Genomic DNA, 26,870 nt, shown 5'->3' on the forward strand with positions numbered 1-26,870 from the left:
CAGGCATAGGCGCATGCGGGCTCATGGGGCTGTGTGGCCATACGGCTCATAGGGGCATGCGGGCGACGGTGAGCAGGTAGAGCCCGTAGGTGAGGGAGAGCGCGGTCAGCGCGCCGCCCGTCAGGACGACGGTACGGGTACGGGCCCGGGCCAGCGCCACCGCCGCGGGCAGCAGCAGCGGGAAGGCCGGGAGCAGGAAGCGCGGCTTGGACGCGAAGTAGTCCGTGCCGCCGAGGGCGATGACGACCAGGACCGCCGTGTAGGCGAGCAGGGCGGGCGGCGGCCGGTCCAGCGCCAGCAGGAGGAAGAGCAGCAGCGCCACACAGACCACGGCGACGGTCATGTGGTGCGCGAGCGGGACGTCGTGCAGGACCAGGCGTTTCACGGAGCGCAGCGCGTCCTGCCCGAAGTCGAAGCGCGAGCCCCACAGGGCTTGTACGGCGAAGTAGCCGCGCGGCCCGTCCCCCGTACGCTGCCCGACCCACAGCACGTACCCCAGCCAGCCGGTCGGCGCGATCAGCGCACCTGCCCACAGACGGGCGCGCGGCGGTGTACGCGCGCCCGCGCATGGAAGCTCTTCCGGCTGCCCATACGCCGCAACGCGCCCCTTCCCCACCTCCACTCCACCCCGCACGGCGCCCACGCCTCCCTCGGGCGCCCCCTTACCCTCCCGGCGCCTTCCCCGCCGCCAGGTCTCCGCGACCGCCGCCGCCCACACCGCCGCCACGATCGCCAGCGCGCTGGGCCGGGCCAGCCCCGCCACCGCGGCCAGCGCTCCGGCCACCACCGGCCGCCCGGTCAGCAGCCCGTACAGCGACCAGGCACTCAGCGCGGTGAGCAGCGTCTCGGTGTAGCCCAGGGACTGGATGACGGCGTGCGGCAGCACGGCCCACAGCGCGACCAGGAACGTCCCGGTACGCCGCCCGTGAAGGTGCGCCCCGACCGCGAAGATCCCCCAGGCGGCCACCGCTGCCGCCGCCCAGGCGACCAGAAGTCCGGCGGTGATCCCGCCGACCGGCAGGGCGCCCGAGACGGCCCGTACGAGCCAGGGGTAGAGCGGAAAGAAGGCCAGGTCCGCCTGGGGCGCGTCGGGCCACATGCCTTTGGGGACGGGCGCCCCGTACCCGTGCTCGGCGATGGCGAGATACCAGGCGGAGTCCCAGGACTTCCCCAGGAGCGTGCGGGGGTGGCGCCCGGTGTGCCAGGCCCACAGGGTCAGGCAGGCGATGCCGGCCAGACGTATCGCCGCGTAGAGCGCCAGGGCGGGGGCGGCCCGGCCCAGCGCGGCCCGCAGCCGGACACGCAACGGCGCACGTACGGACAGGGGAACGCCCGGCGTCCCTCGGGCGCCGGCATCCACACCGGCCGCGGTCTCGACCGTCTGGGCGGTCCGGGCGGTCTCGGCGGTCTCTACGGACACGGGCCTCCTCCGGTGCGGCACTCCGGCTGCAACGGCCGCGGTGGCTGCAACGGCTGCGGCGGCTGCTACGTCGGCGGTCGGCCCCGCTCCGGCCCACCCCGCCGCGCCCCTTCGACTCTCACCGCCCCCCGCCCCACCGCGACCGGCACTCCCCCGACCGGGTGGTGGCCATCTCCCGGTGAGCATGAGCCCGTGCCGCCTTCCTGGATCATTTGCTATGCCAGGTATGCCGGGCGGAGCCGAAGAGGGACAGAAACACATGAGGTATCAGGGAGAAGGGATTCCGCATTTCGCGACCGATCCGGATATCCGGACCTTCTTCGAGGTCGCGCTCGGTGTCGAGTGGATCGACGACATCGACAGAACGAAGGGGAACGCGACGTCGGACACGCCGTTCGCCCGGTCGCAGACCCGGCCGGGGGCGCGGCCGGACCTGCGACCGGTGGCCGTCAGAGGCGCTTGAGGCGGCTGACGGCCTCTTCGAGGACCGAGGTGCGTTTGCAGAAGGCGAAGCGGACGAACGGGGCGCCCTGGTCCTGGTGGTCGTAGAAGACGGCGTTGGGGATGGCGACGACGCCGACGCGTTCGGGGAGGTCGCGGCAGAAGGCGAAGCCGTCGCCCTTGTGGGAGATCGTTTCGCCCAGGGGGCGGATGTCGGTGGTGATGAAGTACGTGCCGCAGGGGCGGTAGACCTGGAAGCCGGCTTCGGCGAGGCCGTCCGCCAGGAGGTCGCGTTTGGCGCGCAGGTCCTCGCGGAGGGCGGTGAAGTAGCTGTCGGGGAGGGCGAGGGCCTCGGCGATGGCGTACTGGAAGGGGCCGGAGGCCACGTACGTCAGGAACTGCTTGGCGGAGCGGACGGCGGAGACCAGGGCGGGGGCCGCGGTGATCCAGCCGACCTTCCAGCCGGTGAAGGAGAAGGTCTTGCCGGCCGAGCCGATGGTGACGGTCCGCTCGCGCATGCCGGGGAAGGACGCCAGCGGGATGTGTTCGCCCTCGAAGACGAGGTGTTCGTAAACCTCGTCGGTGACGACGAGGAGGTCGCGTGCGCAGGCGAGTTCGGCGATGGCGGCCAGTTCGTCCCGGGTGAGGACGGTGCCGGTGGGGTTGTGGGGAGTGTTGAGGAGGATGAGGCGGGTGCGGTCGGTGACGGCGGCGCGCAGCTCGTCCAGGTCCAGGGAGTACGTACCGGTTTCGGGTGACGGTCGCAGCGTCACAGGGACGCGGGTGCCGCCGGCCATCGCGATGCAGGCGGCGTACGAGTCGTAGTACGGCTCCAGCGCGATGACCTCGTCGCCCGGTTCGAGGAGGGCGAGCAGAGAGGCGGCGATGGCTTCCGTGGCGCCCGCGGTGACCAGGACCTCGGTGTCGGGGTCGTACGCGAGGCCGTACGTGCCGTAGAAGCGGTTGTGGTGCGCGGCGACGGCGGCGCGCAGTTCGGGGACCCCGGGGCCGGGCGGGTACTGGTTGCCGCGGCCGTCGCGCAGCGCGCGGACCGCCGCTTCGCGGACCGCTTCGGGTCCGTCGGAGTCGGGGAAGCCCTGGCCGAGGTTGATGGATCCGGTCCGTACGGCGAGCGCCGACATCTCGGCGAAGATCGTCGTGCCGAACGCGGCGAGGCGGCGATTGAGCAGCGGTCGTTCCATGCGCGCCATCCTGCGCCGAACCTCTGGACTTCCTCAACTGTGCTTTGGCGCCAACGGGGTCGGGGCATGACCCGGGCACCCGCGCGACGCGGTGCCGACGGGCGCCGGTGGGGGCGGGTTGCTCAGGGGATTGCTCAGCGGGTTGCTCAGGGGGAGCGGGGGACGTCGGGCCGGGCGACGCCGGGCGACGCCGGGTGGGCACGTGTCCACCCGGCACATGCCGCGCGCCGGATGCCGGATGCCGGGTGCCGGATGCCGGTTGCCGAGTGGTGCCCGGACGGAGTGGATGCCTCGCTTCGGGGGAACGAAAGGAGTGTGAGGCAAAGATGGGACTCATCGCCTTCATCGTGATCTGTGCGGTGATTGTGTGTCTCGTGGCGGTTGCGGCGCATGTCGGGGGTGGGACGTCCGGTGGTGTGAAGGCCCTGGGTAGCAGCGGCGGCCGGAGCGGTCGGCGCCGCCGGGCCCGCAGCGGCCGGCATGCGTCGAGCAGCGGCGGGAGCTGGTGGGCGGACAGCGGTGACTCCGGCTGGGACGGCGGTCATCACGGAGGCCATCACAGCGGTCACTCGTGCGGGGGCGGCCACTCGTGCGGGGGCGGTCACTCCTGCGGCGGGGGCGGCGGCTGCGGGAGCTCCTGAGCCCCCGCCCGTGTGTGCCGGTCGCCGTCCGCGTCTGTCAGTACAGGGAAAGTGAACGTTCTGTCCGTACGCGGTCGTGCGTGCCTTCACCGGCGTGCGCACGGCCGCCCGACGATCAGCACATGCGAGCGGCCCATGCCTGCCCGCATATGCGCCGCGCGGACTCAAATCTCTTGCCCCGCCCGGTAGTTGAACAACTGAACCGAGTGGCCCTCTGAGGGATGGAAACCCGTCGAAGATGGGTAAAAATGCTTTGAGCCCCGCGGGTTTCATGATTCCCTCATTGCCGCAGAATCCAGTTCTCGGACCCCCATGTGGGCACGAGTCGGCAGACAGTCGTTAACTCTGAACCTCCTCCCGGGGCGGGCCGGCCCACCATCCACTGCGTGCTTGCGGAGCCGATCCATGCTCACGACCCTGAAAACGGCCTACACCGATACCCGTGCAACCGACCTCGCCTGGGCGCTGGGCAGGGAGCCGCTCCCCGCCCTCGCCGTGATGGACCTCGAACTAGGCGCAGCACAGCTTCAGTTGAGGCTTCTGGGCGCCTCTCATCAAGTGCTGCTGGAAGAGGAGCGCGGCACCTGCTCCGAGACGGTCGCCTGTATGCCGGGCAGCAGCACGCCGCTCCCCCTGGGGGTGGCGAAACGCATCGGCGACTGGGAGTACGAATTCGCCGCCCATGTGGAGACCCTTTCGCGGGGCTCGTTCGTGGGCCGGGCACAGGAACTCCTCGCGCTGGTGGCCGAGCATCCGCACGGCCTCGCCGGAACGTTCCCCGGCTCGCCGCACGCCTTCACCGCGATGCTGGCGCAGCGCGAGCAGGACCAGGTGCGCTGGCGTACCTGGCACGCCTATCCGCAGGAAGGGCGGCTGGTCGCGACCCGTACGCGGGTGGGCGTCCAGGCGGTGGCGGCGGTGTGAGCGTACGGAGTGCACCCGTGTGGGTGACAGGGGGCGTCCTGGGCGTCACGTAGCGTTCACTTCGTGATCGACCCGCCAGAGCCCGCCTCTCCCGAGGCTCCCGGGCCTCCCGAGGCCCTCAAACCGGCACGGCTGCCCGTGTCGGCCGGACTCGGCCGTCTGCTGGTCCTCACCGTCGTCTTCCTCTGCGCCGCCTGCGGCCTGGTGTACGAACTCGAACTGGTCGCCCTGGCCTCGTACTTGGCCGGCGACTCCGTCACCCAGGCGTCCGTCGTCCTGTCCGTCATGGTCTTCGCGATGGGCGTCGGCTCGCTGCTCGCCAAGCGGCTGCGGTGCCGGGCCGCCGTCGGGTTCGGGGCGGTGGAGGCGCTGCTCGCGCTCATCGGCGGCTACTCCGCCATGGCGCTCTACGCCTGCTTCGCCTGGCTGGCCCAGTCCCGCTCGGTCCTGGTGGGCTTCTCGCTGGCCATCGGCGTCCTCATCGGTGCGGAGGTGCCGCTGCTGATGACGCTCATCCAGCGCGTCCGCCGGCAGGACCCGGGCGGCGCGGTGGCCGATCTCTTCGCCGCCGATTACGTGGGTGCCCTGGTCGGCGGGCTGGCGTTCCCCTTCCTCCTGCTGCCGGTTCTGGGCCAGTTGACGGGCGCGCTGCTGACCGGCACGGTCAACGCCGTGGCGGGCGGCGCGCTGGTGCTGTGGCTGTTCGGCCGCGATCTGACCGTACGGTCACGGTGGCTGCTGATCGTCGCGAACGTGCTGGTGCTGGCGCTGCTCGCGGTGGGTACGGCACTGGCGGCGCCCTTCGAACGGGCCGCGCGGCAGGCGGTGTACGGCGCCGCGGCGCGGGTGGCCCTGCGCACCGGCGTACAGGAAGTCGTCATCACGGACGGTGTGGCGGACGCCGGCGCCGGTGGGGCGCAGGAGGGCTCCGGGGGCGGCGCGGGAGACGGGGCGGCAGGAGCCGGCGGGGGCACGGACGGGGACCGTACGGACAGTACGAGCGGGACCGGAGGGGCTGGCGGGGCCGGGCAGGGCCAGGGTGGCGCGGGCGCCGGAAGCGGCGGGCGGGACGCGGCGGCCCCGGGCGGGCAGCAGGGGGCTGACGGGCCGGGCCGTACGGGGCGGGGCGGTGGCCGGCCGCTGGCCCTCTACCTGGACGGGCGGCTGCGCGCCAGCTCCGACAACGAGTTCCGCTACCACGAGGCGCTGGTGCACCCGGCCATGGCGGGCCACCCCCGCCGCCGGGTGCTGGTGCTCGGCGGCGGGGACGGGCTGGCCGCGCGGGAGGTGCTGCGCTACCGCGACGTCCGCTCCGTGACGGTCATCGAACTCGACCCGGACGTCACCCGGCTGGCGCGTACCGACCCGGGCCTGTCCGCCCTGAACCACCACGCACTGCGCGACCGCCGGGTACGGGTCGTGACCGGCGACGCGTTCGACTGGCTGCGGCGCCGGGCGCCCGCGGAGGTCCGGCGCCGGGGCGCATACGACGTCGTGATCTGCGACCTCCCCGACCCCGGGGGCACGGCCAGCACCAAGCTCTACTCCCAGGAGTTCTACGGCCTGACGGCGCGAGTGCTCGCCAAGCAGGGGCGGGTGGTGGTGCACGCGGGTCGTCCGGGGGCGCGACCGGGCTCCTTCTGGACGGTGGACGCGACCTTGCGGTCCGTACCGTTCGCGACGGTTCCATACGGGGTCCCCGGCGGCGGGATCGGCTTCCTGTCCTGGGGATTCCTGCTGGCCGCGCGGCGCCCTCCGCCGCTGGTCCTGGCGCCGGACGCGCCACCTCTGCGGTCCCTGAACCCCGGCATCCTGCGCGCCGCCGGCCGGGCGCTGGCTTCGGCCCGCCCGCCCGGCCTGGCGCCGTCGACGCTGATGCGTCCCCGGTACCTGGGCTGAGGGTCCCGGTGTGCGGTTGAGGCATCCAGGCCGGGCGGACGGGCGCGGACCACGCGTATGGACGAGGAAAGTTCCGCAGGACCGGGCACGTGTACGGGGGCCGCTGGGTAGGCTCCCGTGTCATGGAGCATGAGGTGTTCGTTCCGTTTTCCGTCGGGACCGTACGGCAGGCGCTCGGCGAGCCCGGGCGGGTGGCGCGCTGCGTCCCCGGAGTCCAGTTGGACGCCGACGCGGGCCCCGGCGCGCCCGAGGGGCGGCTGCGGCTGCGTGTCGGCAGCTCGACGATCACCTATCGCGGCACGCTGACGGTGAGCGTGCCGGAGGGGGACAAGGACGGGGAGGGGGACGGGGGGCCGGACTTGTCCTCGCATCCGGAGCCGGGGACCTCCGTGGCGCCGCCGGCCGTCGTCGTCCACGCGCGCGGTACGGAATCCCGCGGTGGCGGCTCCGTCGACCTGACGCTCACGGTGCGGTTGTCCGCGTCCGCGTCCGGGCCCGGGGCCGCGTCCGGACCGGCGGGAGAGAGCGGTACGACGCTGGTCTGCTCCGGCACCGTCCGCAGCGAGGGCCGGCTCGCGGAGGCCACGCCCCAGGCCGCCGAAGCCACGGGCCGCCGTCTCCTGGACCGCTTCGCCGCCAACCTGGCGACCGACCTCACGGAACGCCCGCTCCAGGCCCCGCCCGCGGCCGGTGCTCCCTCGGACACCTCCTCCGATACTCCGTCCGGCACTCCGTCCGGCGCCCCGGCTGGCACCACGTCCGACGGCCCTGACCAGCCTGGCCGGCCCGCCCCCGCCGATCCCGCCGACCCGGCGGACCTGTCCGATCTGCCCGGGCACCCCGATCACGCGGCCCTTTTCGAGGTCGAGGTGCCGCCGCCTTCCCTCGACCCGCTCACCGACGACGAGCTGGCGGCAGTGGCTCCGGCCGAGGCCGCGCACGCCCGCCGCACGATGATCGGCCGCAGCGCGGAGGAGGTGGACCACGCCCCGCCGCGTGGCCGCTACGCCCCGGTGCCGGCCCCCGAGTCGGCCTCGGCCACCGACACCCTGCGCTGGGCGGCCCCCGCCGCCGCGGTTCTCCTGGCCTCCGCCGTACTGGTGGGCCGTATCCTGCGCCGCCGTCGCTGAGGGGTGTCCGTGAACCGTGCCGTGGAGGAGTCCAACCGCCGCATGCTGCGGGCACGGGACGCGATGGACCGTGCGTACGCGCAGCCGCTGGACGTCCCGGCGCTGGCCAGGATCGCCCATGTGTCCCCGGCGCACTTCACGCGTACGTTCCGGGCCACGTTCGGTGAGACGCCGCACCGCTATCTCCAGCGCCGCCGGGTCGAGCGGGCGATGTTCCTGCTGCGGGAGACCGACCGCAGCGTGACGGACATCTGCTTCGAGGTCGGTTTCGGCAGCCCGGGGACGTTCAGCCGTACGTTCCGCGACATCGTCGGCCGGTCCCCGAGGACGTACCGGAAGGAAGCGGTGGCCGTCGGCGTGCCGACGTGCTTCACGATGGCGTGGACGCGCCCGAGCGCCTGACCGCCCATGCCGTCCGTGCCGCCTCCTGCCGTCGTACCGCCGTTCCGCCGCCGGTGCCGGTGCCGGCCGAGCAGTTTTGGATAAGTTTTCCTCCGGTCCGGCCACTAGCGTGAGGGACATGTTCAACGCCATCACGCACTCGCAGATATACGTTCTCGACCAGGACGAGGCCCTCGACTTCTACGTCGGCAAGCTGGGCCTGGTGGTCAACACCGACGTCGACATGGGCTTCATGCGCTGGCTGACCGTCAGTGTGCCCGGTCACCCGGAGCGCGAGATCCTGCTGGAGAAGCCGGGCGCTCCGGCGATGTCCGAGGAGACGGCGCAGCAGGTCCGCGAACTGGTGACCAAGGGCGCGATGGGCGGCTGGCTGATCTTCACCACGGACGACTGCCGCAAGACGTACGAAACGCTGCTGGCTCAGGGCGTGGAGTTCACCGAGGAGCCCACCGACCGCCCGTACGGAACCGACTGCGGCCTGCGCGACCCCTTCGGCAACCGCATCCGCTTCACCCAGCCGAGGAGCTGAGGAACGCCGAAGGTGTCGTTGGCGGGGCGGAGGGCCCTTTCGGCGGGGGAAGGGCCCTCCGCGGGCGCCGGTCCGGGACCGTTCCGCGTCCGTTCCGCGTCCGTTCCGCGTCCGTTCCGCGTCCGGTCCGGGACCGGTCAGGCCGGTCAGCGGGGGCTGTCGCGGCCCGCAAGTCAGCCGGGGCTGTGCGCGGCCCGCCATTCGGGGGCGAGTACGGACCAGACCTCGGTGTTCTGCCGTACGCCCCGGTAGGGCGAGTTCTCCCGCAGGACTCCCTCGCGGGTCATGCCGAGCCGCTTGGCGATGTTGATGCTCGGTGTGTTCTCCGGGGCGACCTGCCACTCCACGCGGTGCATGCCGCGCACCAGCACCGCCCAGTCGATGAGGGCGCGTACGGCACGGGTGGCCAGGCCGCGTCCGGCGGCGGCCGGCTCCACCCAGCAGCCGGCCTCGCAGTTGCCCGTGGAGGTGTCGAAGACGCGCAGGAGGACACCGCCGACCAGACGTCCGTCCAGCCATATGCCGTGGAGCCGGCCGGTGTCGGCGGCGGTCCTGTCGGCGTAGAGCTGGAGCCAGTTCCGCGTGGAGTCGAGGTCGTGGACGATGTCGGGCAGGCCGACGTACCGGCCGATGAACTCCCGGCCGCGGTCGATGTGTGCGAGGAACTCCTCGGCCTGCCAGGGCTCCAGCGGCCGTAGTTCCGCTCCGTCCCCCAGCGCTTTCGCGAACATTCGGGTCCTCCCCGTCGGTCGTCCGTGGCGTCTCGGCGTGGATCTTCGCACGGGCGCCGACGCATCCTTGTGGCTGCGGTCCGTTCCCGGCGGTGGCCGTTAGGGTCGCAGGCGTGAGCTCCGACAACGACACACAGGCCGCATCGCGGGCACAGGACCAGGCAAGGGCCCAGGTGCAGACGCAGGCGCAGACGAACGGTGTACGGCTGGCCGCCGGTGACGCCGAGCTGACCATTCACCCCGACAACGGCTGCCGCATCGCGAGCCTGCGCGTGGGCGGGCGGGAACTGCTGCGGCAGGGCGCCAAGTACGGCTGCTTCCCGATGGTGCCGTGGTGCGGCCGGATCGAGCACGGGCGGTTCCGTAACGGCGGCGAGGTGCACCAGATGCCGCTGAACTCCCCGCCGCACGCCATCCACGGCACCGGCCGCAACCTCGCCTGGAAGACGGCCCGCGCGAGCGCCACCTCGGCCGCCTTCACCTACGACCTCGCCGACCCGGCCGCCCCCTGGCCGTACCCCGGAACGGTCACCCAGCTCGTCGAGCTGGCGGCGGACGGCAGCTCGCTCACCCTGACCATGGGCGTGGAGACGTACGCCGACTCCTTCCCCGCGCAGGCGGGCTGGCATCCATGGTTCGTACGGAATCTCGACGCGGACGAGGCTGCCGGTGGCGCCACCGGAGGCGGCACGGAAGACGCGGCCGGAGACGTACGGATCGACTTTGCGGCCGAGTGGCAGGAGGAGCGCGGCGCGGATCACCTGCCCACCGGGCGGCGGATCGTCCCGACGCCCGGCCCCTGGGACGACTGCTTCGGCATGCCGCAGGGGGTGGACGTCACCCTCACCTGGCCGGGGGAGCTGGAGCTGAAGGTGACCAGCCGCGCCGAGTGGGTGGTCGTCTTCGACGAGCAGCCGGCGGCGGTCTGTGTGGAGCCGCAGTCCGGCCCGCCGAACGGCCTGAACACCATGCCGCGGCTGGTCACGCCGATCGACCCGCTGGAGATCTCCACCACGTGGTCCTGGCGCGCCCTGGGGTGACGCGGGGCGGGACGGGCGGCGGGGACCCGGTGCGGTCCGGCGGACCGCCTAAGCTCATGCGCATGAGCGACGACGTACGTGGCGAGCTGCTTCAGCAGATCAAGGACAAGGCCGTGGTGCACGGCAAGGTGACGCTTTCCTCCGGCAAGGAGGCCGACTACTACATCGACCTGCGCCGGATCACGCTGGACAGCGAGGCGGCCCCGCTGGTCGGCCGGCTGATGCTCGACATCACCGCCGGGCTCGACTTCGACGCGGTCGGCGGGCTGACCCTGGGCGCCGACCCCGTCGCGACCTCGATGCTGCATGCCGCCGCGGCCCGTGGCCGGCGGCTGGACGCGTTCGTCGTACGCAAGGCGCAGAAGACGCACGGCATGCAGCGCCGCATCGAGGGTCCGGACATCAAGGGCCGGCGCGTGCTGGTCGTGGAGGACACCTCCACGACCGGCGGCTCGCCGCTGACCGCCGTCGAGGCGGCGCGGGAGGCCGGTGCCGAGGTCGTCGCGGTGGCCACGATCGTGGACCGGGGTGCCGCATCGGCCATCGCCGAGGCCGGTCTGGAGTACATCACCGGCTACCGACTCGAAGACCTGGACCTGGCCTGAGACGCCGGGCGCAGCCGCGAAAGCGCGGCTGACCAGCGGGTTTGTCGGCTGCGTAAGGGTGGCTGAGCAGCGGGCCCGTCCGAGGGGTGGCCGGTTTCACGTGAAACCAGCCACCCCTTCGTGGGCGTGGCGGATGCGCGATGTGGAGCAATCGGCCGAGTCTGGGAAGATGAGGGACGGCGATGTCCTCGCCCCCTGGTCAGGGCCAAGAACGCACACCCGCACATCACAAGGAGCGGTCAGATGCCCATCGCAACCCCCGAGGTCTACAACGAGATGCTCGACCGGGCGAAGGCAGGCAAGTTCGCCTACCCGGCCATCAACGTGACCTCGACGCAGACTCTGCACGCAGCGCTGCGCGGCTTCGCCGAGGCCGAGAGCGACGGCATCATCCAGATCTCCACCGGTGGCGCGGAGTTCCTGGGCGGCCAGTACAACAAGGACATGGTGACCGGCGCCGTCGCGCTCGCCGAGTTCGCGCACGTCGTGGCCGACAAGTACGACATCACCGTCGCGCTGCACACCGACCACTGCCCCAAGGACAAGCTGGACGGCTACGTCCGCCCGCTCCTGGAGATCTCCGAGAAGCGCGTCGCCAAGGGCCAGAACCCGCTGTTCCAGTCCCACATGTGGGATGGCTCGGCCGAGACCCTGGCCGACAACCTGGCCATCGGCCAGGAGCTGCTGGCCAAGGCCGCCGCCGCCAAGATCATCCTTGAGGTCGAGATCACCCCGACCGGTGGCGAGGAGGACGGCGTCAGCCACGAGATCAACGACGAGCTGTACACCACGGTCGAGGACGCGCTGCGCACCGCCGAGGCGCTGGGTCTGGGTGAGAAGGGCCGCTACCTGCTCGCCGCCTCCTTCGGCAACGTCCACGGCGTCTACAAGCCGGGCAATGTCGTCCTGCGCCCCGAGCTGCTCAAGGACCTCCAGGAGGGCGTGGGCGCCAAGTACGGCAAGCAGAGCCCGTTCGACTTCGTCTTCCACGGCGGTTCCGGCTCCACCGAGCAGGAGATCGCCACCGCGCTGGAGAACGGCGTCGTGAAGATGAACCTGGACACCGACACCCAGTACGCCTTCACCCGCCCGGTCGCGGACCACATGTTCCGTAACTACGACGGTGTCCTGAAGGTGGACGGCGAGGTCGGCAACAAGAAGACCTACGACCCGCGTAGCTGGGGTAAGCTGGCCGAGGCCGGCATGGCCAAGCGTGTCACCGAGGCGTGCGCCAACCTGCGCTCCACGGGCACCAAGCTGAAGTAAGCGCCCCCGGCCCACACACGCCGTCGGCGTACCTGACGCGGGGCTCCCCGTCTCATCGGAGGCGGGGAGCCCCGCGTCGTACGCGGATGCCCCCGCGGGTACCGGCGACCGGCCGGGTGGCGGCCGGGCCGGCGGGCGGACCAGGCAGACTTGGGCCATGGCCATTCACGAGAACCTGCTCGGGGGACCGCCCCCGACCCACCTGCCCGACGACCCCGAGCCCCGCGAACTGCTCGCCTCGGGCGCGGCCCCGGCCGATGTCGCCGCCAAGTACCCGACCTCCTCCCTGGCGTGGGCGCAGCTCGCCGACGACGCCTTCCAGGCCGGCCGGGTCGTCGAGTCCTACGCCTATGCCCGTACGGGCTACCACCGCGGTCTGGACGCGCTGCGCCGGGCTGGCTGGAAGGGCCACGGTCCGGTGCCCTTCGAGCACGAGCCCAACCGCGGTTTCCTGCGCGCGCTGCACGCCCTGGCACGGGCCGCGCAGGCGATCGGTGAGCAGGAGGAGTACGAGCGCTGCACGACCTTCCTGCGCGACTCCTCCCCGACGGCGGCGGACACCCTTTCCTGAAAATCTCTCCGGCCGGGCCGACCGCAAGATCGCGGTCGGCCCTTGCGCGTGCGGGGTCCGGCGCGCATGATGCCACTGGGCCGGGAGAGCCCGATTCGCACGCTCTCCGGCCCGAGGGGACCGGGGCTCCATCGCCGACAGGAAGGGGCGGACCGCTACCCGGAAGACGCAGCATCGAGGAGTTCCTCATGTCGCAGCACTCCGACGGGTCCCGAAACGGACACAGCACGGAACCGGAGCCCATGTGCCCGGTGGCCGCCGCGGGCGGCAACGCCGGTAATCCGGACCTGAGCATAGGGAGCCGGGGCACCACCCCGTACGAGGACTACGTCCACGCCGACGTCCTCACCCACCTCCAGCACCCGCTCTCCGACGACCCCGGAGAGATGGCCTTCCTGGTCACCACCCAGGTCATGGAGCTGTGGTTCACCGTCATCGTCCATGAGTGGCACACCGCGGCGCGGGCCCTGCGCCGTGACGACCTGCCGGTGGCCATGGACGCGCTCAAGCGCTCCACGTACGAGCTGGAGGCGCTCAACGCGGCGTGGAAGCCGCTGGCCCGGCTGACCCCCGCGCAGTTCAACTCCTTCCGCGGGGCGCTCGGTGAGGGGTCGGGGTTCCAGTCCGCGATGTACCGGCGGCTGGAGTTCCTGCTCGGCGAGAAGTCGTCCTCCATGCTCGTCCCGCACCGGGGCGCGCCGCGCGAGCACGCCGAACTGGAGAAGGCCCTTCAGGAGCCCAGCCTGTGGGACGAGGTGCTGCATCTGCTCCGGCGCCGCGGGTACGCCGTGCCCGAGGAGGTGCTCGACCGCGACCTCACCGCCAAGTACGAGCCGCACCCGGCCGTCGAGGCGGCCTGGGCGGAGATCTACGCGGGCCCGCAGGACAGCGAACTGACGCAGCTCGGCGAGGCGTTGACCGATGTGGCCGAGCTGATGTGGCGCTGGCGCAACGACCACCTGGTGGCGACGCGGCGGGCGATGGGTGCCAAGCCGGGCACGGCCGGCTCGGCGGGTGTGACCTGGCTGGAGAAACGGGCCCGCAAGAACGTCTTCCCCGAGCTGTGGACGGCCCGCAGCCATGTCTGAATCACTGATGACGCGGGAGCAGGGGGACGAAGGGCGCGAGGAGCGCGCGGAATACGAGGGTCGCGAGGAGTACGAGGAGCGCGAGGAGTACGAGGGTCTCGCGGGACGGCCCGAGCCGGTGGTCGCGGACCTCTTCGAGCGCGCCCGGGCGCAGGACGCGGCGGACCAACTCGCCTCCGTACGCGAACGGTTCGTGCTGGACGAGGCGGTCTACCTCGACGGGAACTCCCTGGGCGCGCTGCCCCGTGCCGTACCCGGCCGGATCGCCGATGTCATCGCCCGCGAATGGGGCGAGCTGCGGATCCGGTCGTGGACCGAGTCCGGCTGGTGGATGGCGCCCGAGCGGATCGGCGACCGGATCGCCCCGCTCGTCGGAGCGGCGCCGGGCCGGATCGTGGTCGGCGACTCCACCAGCGTCAACGTCTTCAAGGCCGTGGTCGGCGGCGTACGGATGGCGGGCGAGGACCGCGACGAGATCCTGGTCGACGAGACGACGTTCCCCACCGACGGCTACATCGCCCGGTCCGCGGCCCGGCTGACCGGCCGTACGCTACGGCCCGTCCAGCCCGCGCGGATTCCGCAGGAGGCCGGCCCGCGCACCGCCCTGGCGCTGGTCAACCACGTCGACTACCGCACCGGCCGGCTCAACGACCTGCCCGGCATCACCGCCGCGCTGCACGAGGCCGGCGCGCTGGCGGTCTGGGACCTGTGCCACAGCGCGGGTGCGCTGCCGGTCGGGCTGGACGCGCACGGCGTCGACCTCGCGGTCGGCTGCACGTACAAGTACCTCAACGGCGGCCCGGGTTCGCCGGCCTACCTGTACGTACGCCAGGACCTCCAGCAGCGGTTCGACTCCCCGCTGCCGGGCTGGAACTCGCACGCCGAGCCGTTCGGGATGGCGTCCCGCTACTCACCGGCCGACGGCATCGTGCGGGGCCGCGTCGGCACGCCGGACATCCTCTCGCTGCTCGCCCTGGAAGCGGCGCTGGAGGTCTGGGACGGCGTACGCATCGAATCCGTACGGGCCAAGAGCCTGGCGCTGACCGACTTCTTCCTCGACTGCGTCCAGGCGTACGCGCCGCCCGGCCGGGTCCGCGTCCTGACGCCGCGCGAGCACGCCCTGCGGGGCAGCCAGGTGGCGCTGGGGTGCGCGGGCGCGGGCGCGGTGATGACCGAACTGATCCGCCGCGGAGTGATCGGCGACTTCCGCCACCCGGATGTGCTGCGCTTCGGGTTCACGCCGCTGTACACCTCCTTCGCGGACGCGGAGCGGGCGGCGCGGATGCTGGGGACGTCCTGAGCGCCCTGCCGGACGAGGGCGGGAGCGGAAGCGAGGGCGAGGGCGGGAGCGGAGGCGGAAGCCGGTGAAGAACGCGGCGGCCGGGGAGGCGGCGGCGCAGGAGGAAGGGGCGGCCCGGGAAGAAGTGGCGGCCAGGGAGGAGGCCGCGCTGTTCGGGCTCGCGCCCGTGCCGCCGGACCGCACGGTGTCCTACGGGCCGCACCCGGACCAGGTGGTCGACCTGTACGGGTACGAGACTTCGTACGGGTACGGGACTTCGTACGGGTACGGGTCTTCGTATGGGGCGCGTCCGGGCGCCGGAAGCGGAGCGCCGGAGCCCCTGGTCGTCCTGCTGCACGGCGGCTTCTGGCGGGTGGCGTACGACCGCGGATACCTGTCCCCGCTGGCCGCCGCGCTGGTCAGGCACGGCCTGCCGGTCGCCCTCGCGGAGTACCGCAGGGTCGGAGGCGGGGACGCCACCGGGAACGGGAGCAGGTCCGGGACCGTGACCGGCGGCGGTGGCTGGCCGGAGACCTTCCAGGACGTGACGGCCGCCATCGCCACCGCCGTCGCGGCCGTCCCGGAAGCCCGGCAAGGCACACCGGTCGTGGTCGTCGGCCACTCCGCGGGCGGCCACCTGGCCCTCCTCACGGCGGCCCGGCGCAACCCCACTGCCGCCGCCCCCGCCGACCCCGCTGCCGCCGCCCCGCCACCGACCCCGATGCAGCCACCCCCGCCGCGCCCGCCGTCCCCACCGCCCCCGGCCACCCGCTCGCGGTCGTCGCCGTCTCGCCGGTCGCCGATCTCGACCGCGCCCACGCGCTCGGCCTCAGCAACGGCGCGGTGGCCGGCTTCCTCGGCCCCGGACCCGGCATGGCGGCCCGTATGGCCCAGGCCGACCCGATGCGCCACCCGCCCACCGGGGCGCCCGTGGCGATCCTGCACGGCACCGAGGACGCCGACGTCCCGGTGGAACTCTCCCGCCGCTACACCCGCGAAGCCCGCGCCACCTCCCCCGTCGCCCTCCACGAGCTCCCCAGCACCTCCCCCGTCACCCTCCACGAGCTCCCCGCCACCGGCCACTACGCCCCCGTCACCCCAGGCACGGACGCCTTCGCAGCCCTCCTGAAGGCCATCCGTGCCACCGCCGCGCAGGCGGTCACCGGCAGTCATCGCCGCACGTAGTACTTGAGACGGAGGCCCACACATCCCCACGGAGCCGGACGCCTTCGGCCCCCGCGCTGCTTACCGTGGTGTACGTGAACGACAGAAGTCAGTCCCAGCCGACCGGCCTGCGTACGGAAGCCGGCCTGGTCCGCGGGGTGCTCCGCAGGCTGCACCAGGACCTGGTCGAAGGCGCCTTCGCCTTCCACCCGATGCCGCCCTTGGACGAGAACGCCTACCAGTGGAGCCGACGCCTCCTGCCGCGGCGGCTGCGCAGGTGGTCCCGCTGGGCGCCGCACGCGCTGGTGGGCTCCCTGGCCGCCCTGATCTTCCTGTCGGGCATCGGGCAGTCGTCTTTCGGCTTCTCCATGGTGGGCACCCTCATCGGGTCGGTGTTCAGCTTCGCCTGTACGCTGCCGATCGCACTGACCCTCTTCCGCCCGGTCGGCGCCTTCTGGCTGTCGCTCGGCGTGCTGGGTGTGGCCGCGTTGCTCAACCCGAACAGCGGCTACGGCGGCTACTGGTCCGGTATGGCCTCCTTCACCCACATCATCGTCATGACACTGGTCGTGCTGCGCACCCGGCCGCGACTGGCCGTGGAAGTGTGGCTGGTCACCATGGTCGTGATCACCGTCGTGTGCACCTTCCGGGGCAACGGCTCCGACCTCGGTCCCTTCACGTTCTTCTCCGCGGTGATCCTGGTCTCGGCCGCCGCCGTCCGCGCCTGGCGCGAGGAGCGGCAGCACGTCGTGGAGACCGAGACGGTCACCGCCGAGGAGCGCTCGCGCCGTACGCTGCTGGAGGAGCGCGCGACCATCGCCCGCGAACTGCACGACGTGGTCGCCCACCACATGTCCGTCATCGCCATCCAGGCGGAGGCCGCGCCGTACCGCGTCAAGGAGACGCCGCCGGAGCTGGCGACGGCGTTCTCGACCATCCGGGAGAACGCCGTGGCCGCGCTGACCGAGCTGCGGCGCATCCTCGGTGTCGTACGGTCCGAGGACCCGGACGCCTTCGCCGACGCCAACCCCGAGGCGCCGCAGCCCACCCTCGCCAGCCTCGATTCGCTGCTGGCCAGCGTGCGTTCGGCGGGACTGACCGTCGAGGCGGTGATCACCGGTTCGGCCCGGCCGCTGCCGCAGGGCGTGGAGCTGTCCGCGTACCGCATCGTGCAGGAGGCGCTGAGCAACACGCTGCGCCATGCGCCGGGCGCCGAGGCACGGGTGGAGATCTCTTATGTGCTGGGCGGGCTGGGACTGCGTATCGTCAACGGTGCCCCGAGCCGGCTGGCCAAGCCCTCGCCGGGGGCCGGGCACGGAGTACTGGGCATGCGGGAGCGCGTACAGATGCTGGGTGGGGAGATGACCACCGGGCCCACCGAGGAGGGCGGGTTCGAGGTCGCGGCCTTCATCCCGGTGTCGGTTTCGGGTACGGGGACGGGGCCGGCCACGAACGCGTCGGCGGGGGAGGCGAAGTCATGATCAAGGTGATGATCGTGGACGATCAGGTGATGGTCCGCGAGGGATTCTCGGTGCTGCTCGGCGCGATGCCGGACATCGAGGTGGTCGGCGAGGCCGTGGACGGCCGGGACGCGGTGGCCAAGGTCGCCCAACTCCGCCCGGACGTCGTCCTGATGGACATCCGTATGCCCGAGATGAACGGGCTGGAGGCGACCCGCGAGATCGTCGCCGCCGACGCGGACGCCAAGGTGCTGGTCCTGACCACCTTCGACCTGGACGAGTACGTGTACCAGGCGCTGCGGGCCGGGGCCAGCGGCTTCCTCCTCAAGGACGCCTCGGCCGGTCAGCTCGCAGAGGGCGTACGGATCGTGGCGTCCGGCGAGGCACTGCTCGCACCCACCGTCACCAAGCGGCTGATCTCGGAGTTCTCCCGGCTGGGCGCGCCGCGCCCGCCGGCCCAGGAGCGCATCGGCGACCTCACCGAACGGGAGACGGAAGTGCTGGTCCTGGTGGCCCAGGGCCTGTCGAACGGGGAGATCGCCGAGCATCTGGTCGTCGCCGAGTCCACGGTGAAGACCCACGTCAGCCGCATCCTGGTCAAGCTCGGGCTGCGTGACCGCACGCAGGCGGCGGTCTTCGCGTACGAGGCCCGGCTGGTGACCCCGGGCGGCTGACGGACCGCGCGGGCCGGGTACGTACCCGGCGTCCACCGATCCGTTCGCTGGCCCGTCCGCCGGCCTGTCTACCGACCCGCGCGGCGCGCCCGCGCGGCCTCAAGCCGGCTCGGGTACCGCACCTTCACATTGCCCATGTCGATCTGCCCCGTGAAGCGCAGAACGGTCGCGCCCGGCTCCGGGCGGTCCGTCGCGCGGTTGACGACCTTGCCCATGCCGACGGCCACCTCGTCCGTGCGTACCTCCCACCCACGCGGCACCACGACGTTCACACTGCCCATGCCGACGGCCACCTCGACCGTCACCATGCGGTGGGCGCATTCGGCGGCCGTGAAGTCGAGCTTGGCGTTGCCCATGCCCGTACTGACGGTGATCTCGGACGGAACCACCCAGTAGCCCGTCTGCTGCACCGTGCCGGTCCCGGCCCGCAGCATCAGCGGCTGGTCGCGCCGCCCCGGCGCCGGCGCGGCCTCGGGGAGGTCCGCGATCAGCGGCTCCAGCTCCCCGAGCGTCTTGGCGGTGTACGCCGCGTCCAGCCGCTCCTCCAGCTCCTCCAGGGACAGCCGGCCCTCTGCCACCGCGTCCCGCAGCCGCTCGGCGACGGCCTCCCGGTCGGTGTCGGCGGCCCGCATCCCGGGCGTAACTACCGGCGGCTGACGGCGCGTTATGTCATCAGGGGTCATGCCCGGAGTGTAGGCGCATCACGGGCCGCACCCCGGCGGTTCACAGGCCGCACCCCCTCACGGAACCCGGAACGCCCGCCGGTAGGCGCCCGGGGTCGTACCTGTCCGGGCGCGGAAGCGGCGGCGCAAGTTGACCGCGGAGCCGAGGCCGACGCGGGCCGCGATCGCCTCGACCGGCAAGTCCGTCTCCTCCAGCAGGGTGCGCGCCGCGGCCACCCGCCGGGAGAGCAGCCAGTCACCCGGGCTCGTGCCGAGCCGGTCGGCGAAGCGTCGGGCCAGGGTGCGGGGCGAGACGCCGAGGTACGCGGCCAGGTCGTCCACCGACAGCGGTGTTCCCAGGCGTTCATCGGCCCACTTGAGCAGGTCGTCGAGCGCGTCCACGGGCGGTGCGGGCGGGATGCGCGGTGCCCGGCCGTCTTCGCGGGGCGGCGGCAGCACCATGTGCCGTGCGAGCAGGGCGGCGTACGCGGCCCCGTGGTCGCGCCGGACCAGACGCAGGCACAGGTCGAACCCCGCGCCCGCGCCGGCACTGGTGGCCACGTCACCGTGATCCACGTAGAGCCTGTCCGGCTCCACGGTCACCCGGGGGAATTCCCGCCGCAGTTGCTCGGCGCGCGCCCAGTGCGTGGTGGCCGAGCGGCCGTCCAGCAGGCCGGTACGGGCCAGCGCGAACACCCCGGAGCAGATCGTGACCAGCCGCGCCCCGCGCGCGTGCGCCTTCAGCAGCGCGTGGCGCACGCCGTCGGAAAGCGGCTCCTCCACCGGCAGCCAGCCCGGGATGATCACGGTGTCCGCCGAATCGAGCGCCGAGAGGCCCTGCGTCACGGACATCGCGTACCCGGCCGTGGTCGGCACCGGGCCGGGCGTCTCCGTACACGTCTCGAATGCGTAGTGCTGCGGCACTCCTGGCCGCTCCGTACCGAAGACCTCGACGGCGCAGCCGAGCTCGAACGTCGACTGCACCGGCCGTACCAGGGCCACCACGCGATGCATGGCAGGAAAGTACCCCATGATGGCATCGCGGACTCTGTCCGGCCGTGGCCCGCGCACGGCACTGTTGCGGGCATGCACCCAGAGATCCTCACGCAGGAGGGCTACACCTCCGTCTCCGTCCACGAATCCCCGGTCCGTGAGCTGTTCCCCGGTATACGGCTGCGTCCCCTGTGGCGGGGGCCGTCGGGCGCGCACGCCAATGTGCTGGAGATGGAGCCGGGCACCTCCTGGCCGCGCCGCGACGTCCACGAGCCCGGCCCGGAGGAGGTCTACGTGGTCGCCGGCACCTTCAACGACGGGGCACGCGACTACCCGGCCGGTACGTTCCTGCACGCCCCGGCCGGCACCTGGCACGTACCCTCGACCACCACCGGCTGCACTTTGTTCCTCTTCTACCCGGAAGGCTAGGCAGAGGGCTCCGTGAAGCCCCCGCATCCCGCATCCCGCATCGCATGCCGACAAGTCGGGACGACACCGGTCACAAGATCGTCGCAAGGCCCTAGTCTCCCGGCATGAGTACTGCCGCCGATGTCTTCGCGCCCTGGTCACGGCCGTTCGTCGTGGACCCCTACCCGCCTACGCCCGGCTGCGGGAGGCGGGGCGGGCGCATTACTACGAGCCGTCGAACCAGTGGCTGATCCCCCGGTACGAGGACGTCACCGCCCTGTTGCGCGACCGGCGCCTGGGCCGTACGTACCTCCACCGCTTCACCCACGAGGAGTTCGGCCGTACGCCGCCGCCCGCCGCGCACGAGCCCTTCCACGTGCTCAACGACAACGGGATGCTGGACCTGGAGCCGCCGGACCACCCACGGGTACGGCGGCTGGTCTCCCAGGCGTTCACGCCCCGTACGGTCCGCGAACTGGCGCCCACCGTCGAGCGGCTGGCGGGCGAACTGGCCGACTCCCTGGTCGCCTCCGGCGGCGGCGACCTGATCGCCGAGGTGGCCGAGCCGCTGCCGGTCGCGGTCATCGCCGAGCTGCTCGGCATCCCGGCGGCCGACCGCGGACTGCTGCGCCCCTGGTCCGCCGCGATCTGCGGGATGTACGAGCTGAATCCCACCGAGGACGCGGCCGGGCGCGCCGTCCGCGCCTCGCTGGAATTCTCCGACTACCTGCGGGATTTGATCGCCCGGCGCCGTACCGACCTCGGCTCCGACCTGATCAGCGGGCTGATCGCCGCGCACGACGAGGACGGCCGGCTCAGCGAACAGGAGATGATCTCCACCTGTGTGCTGCTGCTGAACGCCGGGCACGAGGCGACGGTCAACACCACCGGGAATGGCTGGTGGGCGCTGTTCCAGCACCCCGGACAGCTCGCCGCGCTGCGCGCCGACCCGGACCTGCTTCCGTACGCCGTGGAAGAGCTGCTGCGCTTCTCCAGCCCGCTGCAACTCTTCGAACGCTGGGTCCTGGACGAGATCGAGGTCGGCGGTACGGTCATCCCGCGCGGCGCGGAGGTCGCCCTGCTCTTCGGCTCCGCCAACCGGGACGAGGCGCGCTTCGACCGCCCGGAGACGCTGGACCTGACCCGTGCCGACAACCCGCACCTGGCGTTCGGCGCGGGCATCCACTACTGCCTGGGCGCGCCGCTGGCCCGGCTGGAACTGGCGGCCTCCTTCGGCGCGTTGCTGCGCCGGGCGCCCGGCCTGCGGCTGGTGCGCGAGCCGGAGTGGAAGTCCGGCTTCGTCATACGGGGGCTGCGGGAGCTGCTCGTGGAGATGTGAGCCGGGCGGGCGTCGAGGCGCGGGGTGCCGGTCGGCGAATCGTTTTGTCCACAACTTGTGGACAACTTCGGTGGATTAACGCGCCTCCGGGGGACCGGACAGGTCACATCCTGGCAAATGCCTCGCACATTTCGGGTTCCTTGGCGCCTCCCCCGCCGGTCCGTGTGGCCGCCGCCCCGCGCGGGACGTCGGCCATACGGACCGGCCACACGTCGGCCACACGGCGGCCAGGCGTCGGCCATACGCCGGCCACACATCAGCCACACGTCGGCCACACGCCGGATTCACGGTCAGGCGGCCTGACCGGTCGGCATGATCGTGACCTGCTGGAGGTTGGCCCGCGGCGGAAGCGACGCGAGGAACCCGATGGTCCGCGCGACGTCCTGCGGGGTGAGCCACTCCATCGTGTCCTTGCCGGCCGCCAGCCACGCCAGCGCGCCCTCGTCGGTGACATGGCTCTGCAGCTCCGTGTCGACGATGCCCGGCTCGATCGCCGACACCCGTACGTTCTTCGCGCCCAGCTCGGCCCGCAGATGCCGGGAGAGGTGGGTGACGTACGCCTTGGTCGCGGAGTAGACGGCGAAGTTGGGGAAGATGTTCTGTGCCGCGATCGAGGAGGTGTTGACCAGGTCGGCGACTTTGCGCTCGGCGGCGGCCTCGACCAGTTGCGGGACGAAGGCGCCGATGACGTTCATCAGGCCGGTCACGTTCAGGTCGATCTGGTGCTGCCACTGGCCGGTGGCCAGCTCCTCGACGGGCGCGGGGAGCATCACGCCCGCGTTGTTCAAGAGGAGGTCGGCGCCGCCGAGTTCGGCGGCCACGCGCTCGGCGGCGGCCCGTACCGCTGCCGCGTCGGTCACATCGACCGCGAGGGCCAGGGCCTGCCCGCCGTCCCTCTCGATGCGGGTGACGAGCTGCTCCAGCCGCTGCGCGCGCCGCGCCAGGACGACGACGCGGGCGCCGAGCGCGGCCAGGTGCTCGGCCGACGCCTCGCCGATCCCGCTGGAGGCGCCGGTGACGACCGCCACGCGGCCGGAGAGGGGGGAGGAAGGGGATGAGGAGGTACGGGCAGAGGTCTGTGCAGTCATGGTGCCTGCCTTTCAGGCGGTGGTGGGGTGGTGAGGGGACGAGGAGGGCGCATCGCCGTCGGCCGGTCGTTCGGCCCCTGCACCAGCAAACCGCTCACCAGGGCCTCACGGGGGCGCTTGAAGCGCCCTGACCGGGCAGGTATGCGTGAGGCTGGTACCGGCAGGGCCACCCTGCCCGGGATGTGTCCCGGCGGGCCCGGCGACACTGGAGGGATGGAGGACCGTAGTCGCGAGCTGGCCGATTTCCTGCGTACCCGCCGGGCCCGCATCACCCCCGACCGGGCGGGGCTGCCCGCCGACGGCCGCCCCCGGCGCGTGCCCGGGCTGCGGCGCGATGAGGCCGCCCGTCTCGCGGGTGTCAGTACCGAGTACTACACACGGCTCGAACAGGGCCGGGCACACAATCCTTCTCCCGAGGTCCTTCAGGCTCTCGCCCGCGCCCTCCAGCTCGACGCCTCCGAGCGCGAGCACCTCACCGACCTCCTGGCGCGGCCCACGGCCACCCGCCGCGCTCCGGCGGGCCCGCAGCGGGTCCGGCCGGGCCTGCACCTGATGCTCCACACCCTTGAGCACGTCCCGGCCTTCGTCCTCGGACGGCGTACCGATGTGCTGGCCTGCAACCGGCTGGCCCGTGAGGTCCTCACCGATTTCGACGCCCTGCCCGCGCCCCGCCGCAACATCGCCCGTTACTACCTGCTCGACCCCGAGGCCCGCGAACGCGTCGGTGACTGGGAGCGCATCGCCGCCGAAACCGTCGCCATGCTCCGCCTGGAGGCCGGCCGGTACCCGCACGACCGGCAGCTCGCCGACCTCGTGGGCGAACTGACGCTGCGCTGCCCGGAGTTCTCCACCTGGTGGAACGACCACCGTGTGCTGCGGCGCACCCACGGCGCCAAGCACTACCGCCACCCCCTCGTCGGCGATCTGCACTTCGCGTACGAGTCCTTCCAGGCCCCCGGCGACACCGACCAGACGCTGTGCGTCTACAACGTCGAGCCGGGTTCCGAGACCGCCCGGGCCCTCCAGCTCCTCGCCGACTGGACCGCGCCGCAGCCGCCGGGTACGCCCATCGCGCCGCCCACCACGCGCTGAGCCCGCCGCGCAGCCGTACGCCGACTGAGCCCGTCGCGCCGTCAGCGGGCGCACGGGCACGCGGAATTCGGAGTACGGAGTACGGCGCCGGAGTCCGCTACAGCTCCGGCGCCGTACGTATGTGGATGTGCCGTACGTATGTGGACGTGTGGGAGACCCCCACCCGTCAGCCGATGTCGCGCCTGCGCAGTCCCGCCAGCCCCACCGCCACGCACACACCCGCCAGGGCCGTCAGCCACAGGTACGGTGCCGCGCCGACGTCCACCGCCCCCGGCAGCTTGGGCAGATGGCTGAAGGGTGAGAGGTCCATGGCCCAGCCGGGCAGCCGTACGGCCGGGCCCAGCCAGCCGATGCCCAGGCAGCCACCGACGACGGCCCAGGCGGCGGCCGTCGCCCGGGGCAGTACGCCGAAGAGCAGCACCGTCAGGCCGGTGAGCGCCCAGACCGCCGGGACCTGCGCCAGTGCCGCTGCCAGTACGGCACCGGTCCGCCCGCCGGCGTCGTGCACCGTGATCCCGTACGTCAGTCCCAGCGCGAGCCCGCCGACGAGCAGGATGACGGCCGTGCCGAGGAAGGCGGCCAGCAGGTGGCCCGCCGCCCAGCGCAGCCGTCCCACCGCCCCGCCCAGCACCGGTTCGGCGCGCCCGCCGGTCTCCTCGCCGCGCAGCCGCAGCACCGCGCCCGTCGCGTACAGGGCCGAGACCATGCCCAGCATGCCGGTCATGGCGGCCAGGAAGGCGTCGGTCAGGCCCTGCTGTCCGCCCATCCGCTCGATGAGTTCACGGGTCTGCGCGCTGTCGCCGACCAGGTCGGCCGCGCCTTCGGTGATGCCGCCGAAGACGGCCCCGGCGCAGGCGAAGGCGGCCGACCAGCCCAGGAGGGTGGCGCGCTGGAGGCGCCAGGCCAGGCCGGGGGCGCCGTTGAGGGAGGCGGGGGCGTGGGCCGGTCCGGGGCGGGCGGCCAGGAAGCTCATGCCGATGTCGCGGCGGGCGGTCAGGGCGTACGCCGCCGCGACCGTGACCGCCGTCGCCGCCAGGAAGAGCGCCAGGACCCACCACCGTTGGTCGGCGTAGGCGCGGGCGTTCTCGGTCCAGCCGACGGGGGAGAGCCAGGTGAGGACGGCGGACCCGTCGTCGGAGGCGGCGTCGCCCGCCGCCTTCAGGACGAAGGCCAAGCCCAGGGCGGCACCGGTCAGACCCTTGGCGGACCGCGCGCTCTCGGTGAGCTGGGCCGCGACGGCCGCCAGGCCCGCGAAGAGCATCCCGGCGCCGCCGATCGCCAGGCCCAGCAGGAGCGAACCTCCCGTCGGCTGCCCGGACGCGGCCAGCCCGCCGCCGGTCAGCAGGGCGAGCGCGGCGTTCGCGGTCAGGGCCGTCAGCAGGGCGGCGGTCAGCGGGGCGCGGCGGCCGACGACGGCGGCCGAGAGCATTTCCTGACGGCCGCTCTCCTCCTCCTCACGGGTGTGCCGGATGACGACGGTCAGGCTCATCACGCCGGCCAGCAGCGCGGCGAAACCGGCCATCCGCCAGGCGACCAGGCCGCCCACGGAGTCGCTGAAGACCGGCCCGTACAGCGCGCGCAGCGAGCCGTTGGCGGCCATCGAACGGGCCACGCCGGCGCGGTCGGCGGCCGTGGCGTAGAACGATTGCAGGGCCGGTCCCATGCTGACGACGGTCAGGCCCAGGGCCAGTACCCACACCGGGATCAGGAGGCGGTCGCGGCGCAGCGCCAGCCGCAGCAGGGCGCCGGTGCCGGCCAGGTCGCGGGCGGCGCGTGGCGTACGGGTGCCCGGCGTACGGGTGAAGTCCGCGCCCGCGGAGGCAGGGGTGGCGGTGGTCATCGCGCGACCGCCTCCCGGCCCGCCGCGTCCTGCGCGCCGCTCCCGGCTTCCTCGCGTACGTCGTCCTGGTAGTGGCGCAGGAAGAGTTCCTCCAGCGTGGGCGGCGTGCTGGTCAGCGACCGCACTCCGGACCCGGTGAGCGCGCGCAGCACGGCGTCGAGCTTGTCGGTCTCCACCTGGAGCCTGACCCGCCGCCCCTGTACGTCCAGGTCGTGTACGCCGGGCAGCCGCGAGAGCCCGTCGGGCGGCCCGGCCAGCTCGGCGGACACGCTCGTACGGGTCAGGTGGCGCAGGTCGGCCAGCGACCCGCTCTCCACGGTCCGGCCCCGGCGGATGATGCTGACGCGGTCGCACAGCGCCTCGACCTCGGACAGGACGTGGCTGGAGAGCAGGACCGTACGGCCGCGCTCGCGCTCGCGCGCCACGCAGTCCTGGAAGACCTCCTCCATCAGCGGGTCCAGGCCGGAGGTCGGCTCGTCCAGGATCAGCAGGTCCACGTCGGAGGCGAAGGCGGCGACCAGGGCGACTTTCTGGCGGTTGCCCTTGGAGTACGTACGGCCCTTCTTGGTCGGGTCCAGTTCGAACCGTTCCAGCAGCTCGGCGCGGCGGGCCCGGTCCAGTCCGCCGCGCAGCCGTCCGTAGAGGTCGATGACCTCGCCGCCGGACAGGTTGCGCCACAGGGTGACGTCCCCGGGGACGTAGGCGATGCGGCGGTGGAGGGAGACGGCGTCGCGCCAGGGGTCCTGGCCCATGAGGCGGGTGGTGCCGCGGTCGGCGCGCAGCAGGCCCAGCAGGACGCGGATGGTGGTGGACTTGCCCGCCCCGTTGGGGCCGAGGAAGCCGTGCACTTCCCCGGCCCCGACGGTCAGGTCGAGGCCGTCCAGCGCGTGGGTGCGGCCGAAGGACTTGTGGAGCCCTGCGACGGAGATTGCCTCATTCATGTTTCGGAACCTACGCGCACTTCACAAACTTGTGAAGTTAA

At 72.6% G+C, this 26,870-nt stretch carries 25 protein-coding genes and 1 pseudogene; 18 read left to right on the top strand and 8 right to left on the bottom strand.

From position 1 onward, the window contains the following. Positions 1-46 precede the first annotated feature (46 nt). Positions 47-1,420, bottom strand: coding sequence for a hypothetical protein (locus KGS77_RS18120; protein WP_242583116.1), 1,374 nt, complete (start codon positions 1,418-1,420; stop codon positions 47-49). Between the two features lie 226 nt (positions 1,421-1,646). Here KGS77_RS18120 and KGS77_RS18125 point away from each other — a divergent pair, with 226 nt between their 5' ends. Further along, positions 1,647-1,883, top strand: a complete 237-nt coding sequence (locus tag KGS77_RS18125) for a hypothetical protein (protein ID WP_242583118.1) — start codon at positions 1,647-1,649, stop codon at positions 1,881-1,883. Here the strand turns inward: KGS77_RS18125 and KGS77_RS18130 are convergent. Next, positions 1,870-3,063: a pyridoxal phosphate-dependent aminotransferase gene (locus KGS77_RS18130; protein WP_242583122.1), complete on the bottom strand. Its 1,194-nt coding sequence runs from the start codon at positions 3,061-3,063 to the stop codon at positions 1,870-1,872. The genes KGS77_RS18125 and KGS77_RS18130 overlap by 14 nt on opposite strands. 1,046 nt (positions 3,064-4,109) lie before the next feature. On the opposite strand from KGS77_RS18130, the gene KGS77_RS18135 reads away from it, so the two are divergent. The 5 genes from KGS77_RS18135 (at position 4,110) to KGS77_RS18155 (ending at position 8,588) form a co-directional block, all read left to right on the top strand. Continuing rightward, complete coding sequence (locus KGS77_RS18135) at positions 4,110-4,628, top strand: DUF2617 family protein (protein WP_242583125.1); 519 nt, start codon at positions 4,110-4,112, stop codon at positions 4,626-4,628. 63 nt (positions 4,629-4,691) lie between these two features. Then, a complete protein-coding gene (locus KGS77_RS18140) occupies positions 4,692-6,527 on the top strand; it encodes a spermidine synthase (RefSeq protein ID WP_242583127.1) in 1,836 nt (611 codons plus the stop codon). A 122-nt stretch (positions 6,528-6,649) separates the two neighbouring features. Beyond that, the gene (locus KGS77_RS18145) at positions 6,650-7,657 is read left to right on the top strand and encodes a carbon monoxide dehydrogenase subunit G (protein WP_242583130.1); all 1,008 of its coding nucleotides are present in this window, start codon (positions 6,650-6,652) and stop codon (positions 7,655-7,657) included. Positions 7,658-7,666: 9 nt separating this feature from the next. Continuing rightward, positions 7,667-8,059, top strand: a complete 393-nt coding sequence (locus KGS77_RS18150; protein ID WP_242583133.1) for an AraC family transcriptional regulator — start codon at positions 7,667-7,669, stop codon at positions 8,057-8,059. Positions 8,060-8,177: 118 nt separating this feature from the next. Next, positions 8,178-8,588 (top strand): VOC family protein, encoded by a 411-nt coding sequence (locus KGS77_RS18155; RefSeq protein ID WP_242583135.1) that lies wholly within the window; start codon positions 8,178-8,180, stop codon positions 8,586-8,588. Positions 8,589-8,761: 173 nt separating this feature from the next. Here KGS77_RS18155 and KGS77_RS18160 read toward each other — a convergent pair whose 3' ends face one another. Continuing rightward, positions 8,762-9,319, bottom strand: coding sequence for a GNAT family protein (locus KGS77_RS18160; protein WP_242583138.1), 558 nt, complete (start codon positions 9,317-9,319; stop codon positions 8,762-8,764). Positions 9,320-9,492: 173 nt separating this feature from the next. Here KGS77_RS18160 and KGS77_RS18165 point away from each other — a divergent pair, with 173 nt between their 5' ends. From KGS77_RS18165 to KGS77_RS18205, 9 genes are all read left to right on the top strand, one after another. Next, positions 9,493-10,359 carry an aldose 1-epimerase gene (locus tag KGS77_RS18165; RefSeq protein ID WP_242587538.1) on the top strand — a complete coding sequence of 289 codons (867 nt, stop codon included), beginning with the start codon at positions 9,493-9,495 and terminating at the stop codon, positions 10,357-10,359. Positions 10,360-10,421: 62 nt separating this feature from the next. Continuing rightward, on the top strand, positions 10,422-10,964 hold the full coding sequence (gene pyrE, locus KGS77_RS18170) for an orotate phosphoribosyltransferase (protein ID WP_242583140.1): 543 nt from the start codon (positions 10,422-10,424) through the stop codon (positions 10,962-10,964). A 243-nt stretch (positions 10,965-11,207) separates the two neighbouring features. After that, a complete protein-coding gene (gene fbaA / locus KGS77_RS18175; protein ID WP_242583142.1) occupies positions 11,208-12,230 on the top strand; it encodes a class II fructose-bisphosphate aldolase in 1,023 nt (340 codons plus the stop codon). Between the two features lie 157 nt (positions 12,231-12,387). Then, positions 12,388-12,801, top strand: coding sequence for a DUF3151 domain-containing protein (locus KGS77_RS18180; RefSeq protein WP_242583145.1), 414 nt, complete (start codon positions 12,388-12,390; stop codon positions 12,799-12,801). A gap of 188 nt (positions 12,802-12,989) precedes the next feature. Continuing rightward, positions 12,990-13,889, top strand: a complete 900-nt coding sequence (locus tag KGS77_RS18185) for a tryptophan 2,3-dioxygenase family protein (protein WP_242583148.1) — start codon at positions 12,990-12,992, stop codon at positions 13,887-13,889. After that, on the top strand, positions 13,882-15,189 hold the full coding sequence (gene kynU / locus KGS77_RS18190; protein WP_242583151.1) for a kynureninase: 1,308 nt from the start codon (positions 13,882-13,884) through the stop codon (positions 15,187-15,189). Before KGS77_RS18185 ends, kynU begins: the two co-directional genes overlap by 8 nt. Further along, positions 15,107-16,297, top strand: a complete 1,191-nt coding sequence (locus KGS77_RS18195) for an alpha/beta fold hydrolase (protein ID WP_242583153.1) — start codon at positions 15,107-15,109, stop codon at positions 16,295-16,297. Before kynU ends, KGS77_RS18195 begins: the two co-directional genes overlap by 83 nt. 124 nt (positions 16,298-16,421) lie before the next feature. Further along, positions 16,422-17,813 (top strand): histidine kinase, encoded by a 1,392-nt coding sequence (locus tag KGS77_RS18200; RefSeq protein WP_242587539.1) that lies wholly within the window; start codon positions 16,422-16,424, stop codon positions 17,811-17,813. Next, positions 17,810-18,466: a response regulator transcription factor gene (locus KGS77_RS18205; protein WP_242583156.1), complete on the top strand. Its 657-nt coding sequence runs from the start codon at positions 17,810-17,812 to the stop codon at positions 18,464-18,466. The genes KGS77_RS18200 and KGS77_RS18205 overlap by 4 nt, the downstream gene beginning before the upstream one ends. A 68-nt stretch (positions 18,467-18,534) precedes the next feature. Here KGS77_RS18205 and KGS77_RS18210 read toward each other — a convergent pair whose 3' ends face one another. Both KGS77_RS18210 and KGS77_RS18215 read right to left on the bottom strand, forming a co-directional pair. After that, positions 18,535-19,098, bottom strand: coding sequence for a DUF1707 domain-containing protein (locus tag KGS77_RS18210; protein ID WP_242583159.1), 564 nt, complete (start codon positions 19,096-19,098; stop codon positions 18,535-18,537). A 108-nt stretch (positions 19,099-19,206) separates the two neighbouring features. Further along, the gene (locus tag KGS77_RS18215; protein ID WP_242583161.1) at positions 19,207-20,142 is read right to left on the bottom strand and encodes a helix-turn-helix domain-containing protein; all 936 of its coding nucleotides are present in this window, start codon (positions 20,140-20,142) and stop codon (positions 19,207-19,209) included. Positions 20,143-20,214: 72 nt separating this feature from the next. Between KGS77_RS18215 and KGS77_RS18220 the strand changes: the two genes are divergently transcribed. Beyond that, positions 20,215-20,550: a cupin domain-containing protein gene (locus tag KGS77_RS18220; protein WP_242583164.1), complete on the top strand. Its 336-nt coding sequence runs from the start codon at positions 20,215-20,217 to the stop codon at positions 20,548-20,550. 104 nt (positions 20,551-20,654) lie between these two features. Continuing rightward, positions 20,655-21,868, top strand: a pseudogene (locus tag KGS77_RS18225) (cytochrome P450). A gap of 290 nt (positions 21,869-22,158) precedes the next feature. Here KGS77_RS18225 and KGS77_RS18230 read toward each other — a convergent pair. Beyond that, positions 22,159-22,956 (bottom strand): SDR family oxidoreductase, encoded by a 798-nt coding sequence (locus KGS77_RS18230; protein WP_242583166.1) that lies wholly within the window; start codon positions 22,954-22,956, stop codon positions 22,159-22,161. Positions 22,957-23,169: 213 nt separating this feature from the next. Here KGS77_RS18230 and KGS77_RS18235 point away from each other — a divergent pair, with 213 nt between their 5' ends. Next, positions 23,170-24,048: a helix-turn-helix transcriptional regulator gene (locus KGS77_RS18235; RefSeq protein WP_242583169.1), complete on the top strand. Its 879-nt coding sequence runs from the start codon at positions 23,170-23,172 to the stop codon at positions 24,046-24,048. Between the two features lie 166 nt (positions 24,049-24,214). Here KGS77_RS18235 and KGS77_RS18240 read toward each other — a convergent pair whose 3' ends face one another. Then, entirely contained in the window at positions 24,215-25,888 is a 1,674-nt protein-coding gene (locus KGS77_RS18240) for an ABC transporter permease (RefSeq protein WP_242583172.1), read from the bottom strand. Further along, positions 25,885-26,829, bottom strand: a complete 945-nt coding sequence (locus KGS77_RS18245) for an ABC transporter ATP-binding protein (protein ID WP_242583174.1) — start codon at positions 26,827-26,829, stop codon at positions 25,885-25,887. The genes KGS77_RS18240 and KGS77_RS18245 overlap by 4 nt, the downstream gene beginning before the upstream one ends. Between the last annotated feature and the right edge of the window lie 41 nt (positions 26,830-26,870).

The organism is Streptomyces sp. MST-110588, assembly GCF_022695595.1.
In the GTDB taxonomy this organism is placed as follows: Bacteria; Actinomycetota; Actinomycetes; order Streptomycetales; family Streptomycetaceae; genus Streptomyces.

Bases quoted from the DNA above. Each gene is read 5' to 3' on its own strand.
- KGS77_RS18125 (WP_242583118.1), top strand. From the start codon at position 1,647: ATGCCGGGCGGAGCCGAAGAGGGACAGAAACACATGAGGTATCAGGGA.
- KGS77_RS18130 (WP_242583122.1), bottom strand. From the start codon at position 3,063: ATGGAACGACCGCTGCTCAATCGCCGCCTCGCCGCGTTCGGCACGACG.
- KGS77_RS18135 (WP_242583125.1), top strand. From the start codon at position 4,110: ATGCTCACGACCCTGAAAACGGCCTACACCGATACCCGTGCAACCGAC.
- KGS77_RS18145 (WP_242583130.1), top strand. From the start codon at position 6,650: ATGGAGCATGAGGTGTTCGTTCCGTTTTCCGTCGGGACCGTACGGCAG.
- KGS77_RS18155 (WP_242583135.1), top strand. From the start codon at position 8,178: ATGTTCAACGCCATCACGCACTCGCAGATATACGTTCTCGACCAGGAC.
- KGS77_RS18160 (WP_242583138.1), bottom strand. From the start codon at position 9,319: ATGTTCGCGAAAGCGCTGGGGGACGGAGCGGAACTACGGCCGCTGGAG.
- pyrE (WP_242583140.1), top strand. From the start codon at position 10,422: ATGAGCGACGACGTACGTGGCGAGCTGCTTCAGCAGATCAAGGACAAG.
- fbaA (WP_242583142.1), top strand. From the start codon at position 11,208: ATGCCCATCGCAACCCCCGAGGTCTACAACGAGATGCTCGACCGGGCG.
- KGS77_RS18180 (WP_242583145.1), top strand. From the start codon at position 12,388: ATGGCCATTCACGAGAACCTGCTCGGGGGACCGCCCCCGACCCACCTG.
- KGS77_RS18185 (WP_242583148.1), top strand. From the start codon at position 12,990: ATGTCGCAGCACTCCGACGGGTCCCGAAACGGACACAGCACGGAACCG.
- kynU (WP_242583151.1), top strand. From the start codon at position 13,882: ATGTCTGAATCACTGATGACGCGGGAGCAGGGGGACGAAGGGCGCGAG.
- KGS77_RS18195 (WP_242583153.1), top strand. From the start codon at position 15,107: ATGTGCTGCGCTTCGGGTTCACGCCGCTGTACACCTCCTTCGCGGACG.
- KGS77_RS18205 (WP_242583156.1), top strand. From the start codon at position 17,810: ATGATCAAGGTGATGATCGTGGACGATCAGGTGATGGTCCGCGAGGGA.
- KGS77_RS18210 (WP_242583159.1), bottom strand. From the start codon at position 19,098: ATGCGGGCCGCCGACACCGACCGGGAGGCCGTCGCCGAGCGGCTGCGG.
- KGS77_RS18215 (WP_242583161.1), bottom strand. From the start codon at position 20,142: ATGCATCGCGTGGTGGCCCTGGTACGGCCGGTGCAGTCGACGTTCGAG.
- KGS77_RS18220 (WP_242583164.1), top strand. From the start codon at position 20,215: ATGCACCCAGAGATCCTCACGCAGGAGGGCTACACCTCCGTCTCCGTC.
- KGS77_RS18230 (WP_242583166.1), bottom strand. From the start codon at position 22,956: ATGACTGCACAGACCTCTGCCCGTACCTCCTCATCCCCTTCCTCCCCC.
- KGS77_RS18235 (WP_242583169.1), top strand. From the start codon at position 23,170: ATGGAGGACCGTAGTCGCGAGCTGGCCGATTTCCTGCGTACCCGCCGG.
- KGS77_RS18240 (WP_242583172.1), bottom strand. From the start codon at position 25,888: ATGACCACCGCCACCCCTGCCTCCGCGGGCGCGGACTTCACCCGTACG.
- KGS77_RS18245 (WP_242583174.1), bottom strand. From the start codon at position 26,829: ATGAATGAGGCAATCTCCGTCGCAGGGCTCCACAAGTCCTTCGGCCGC.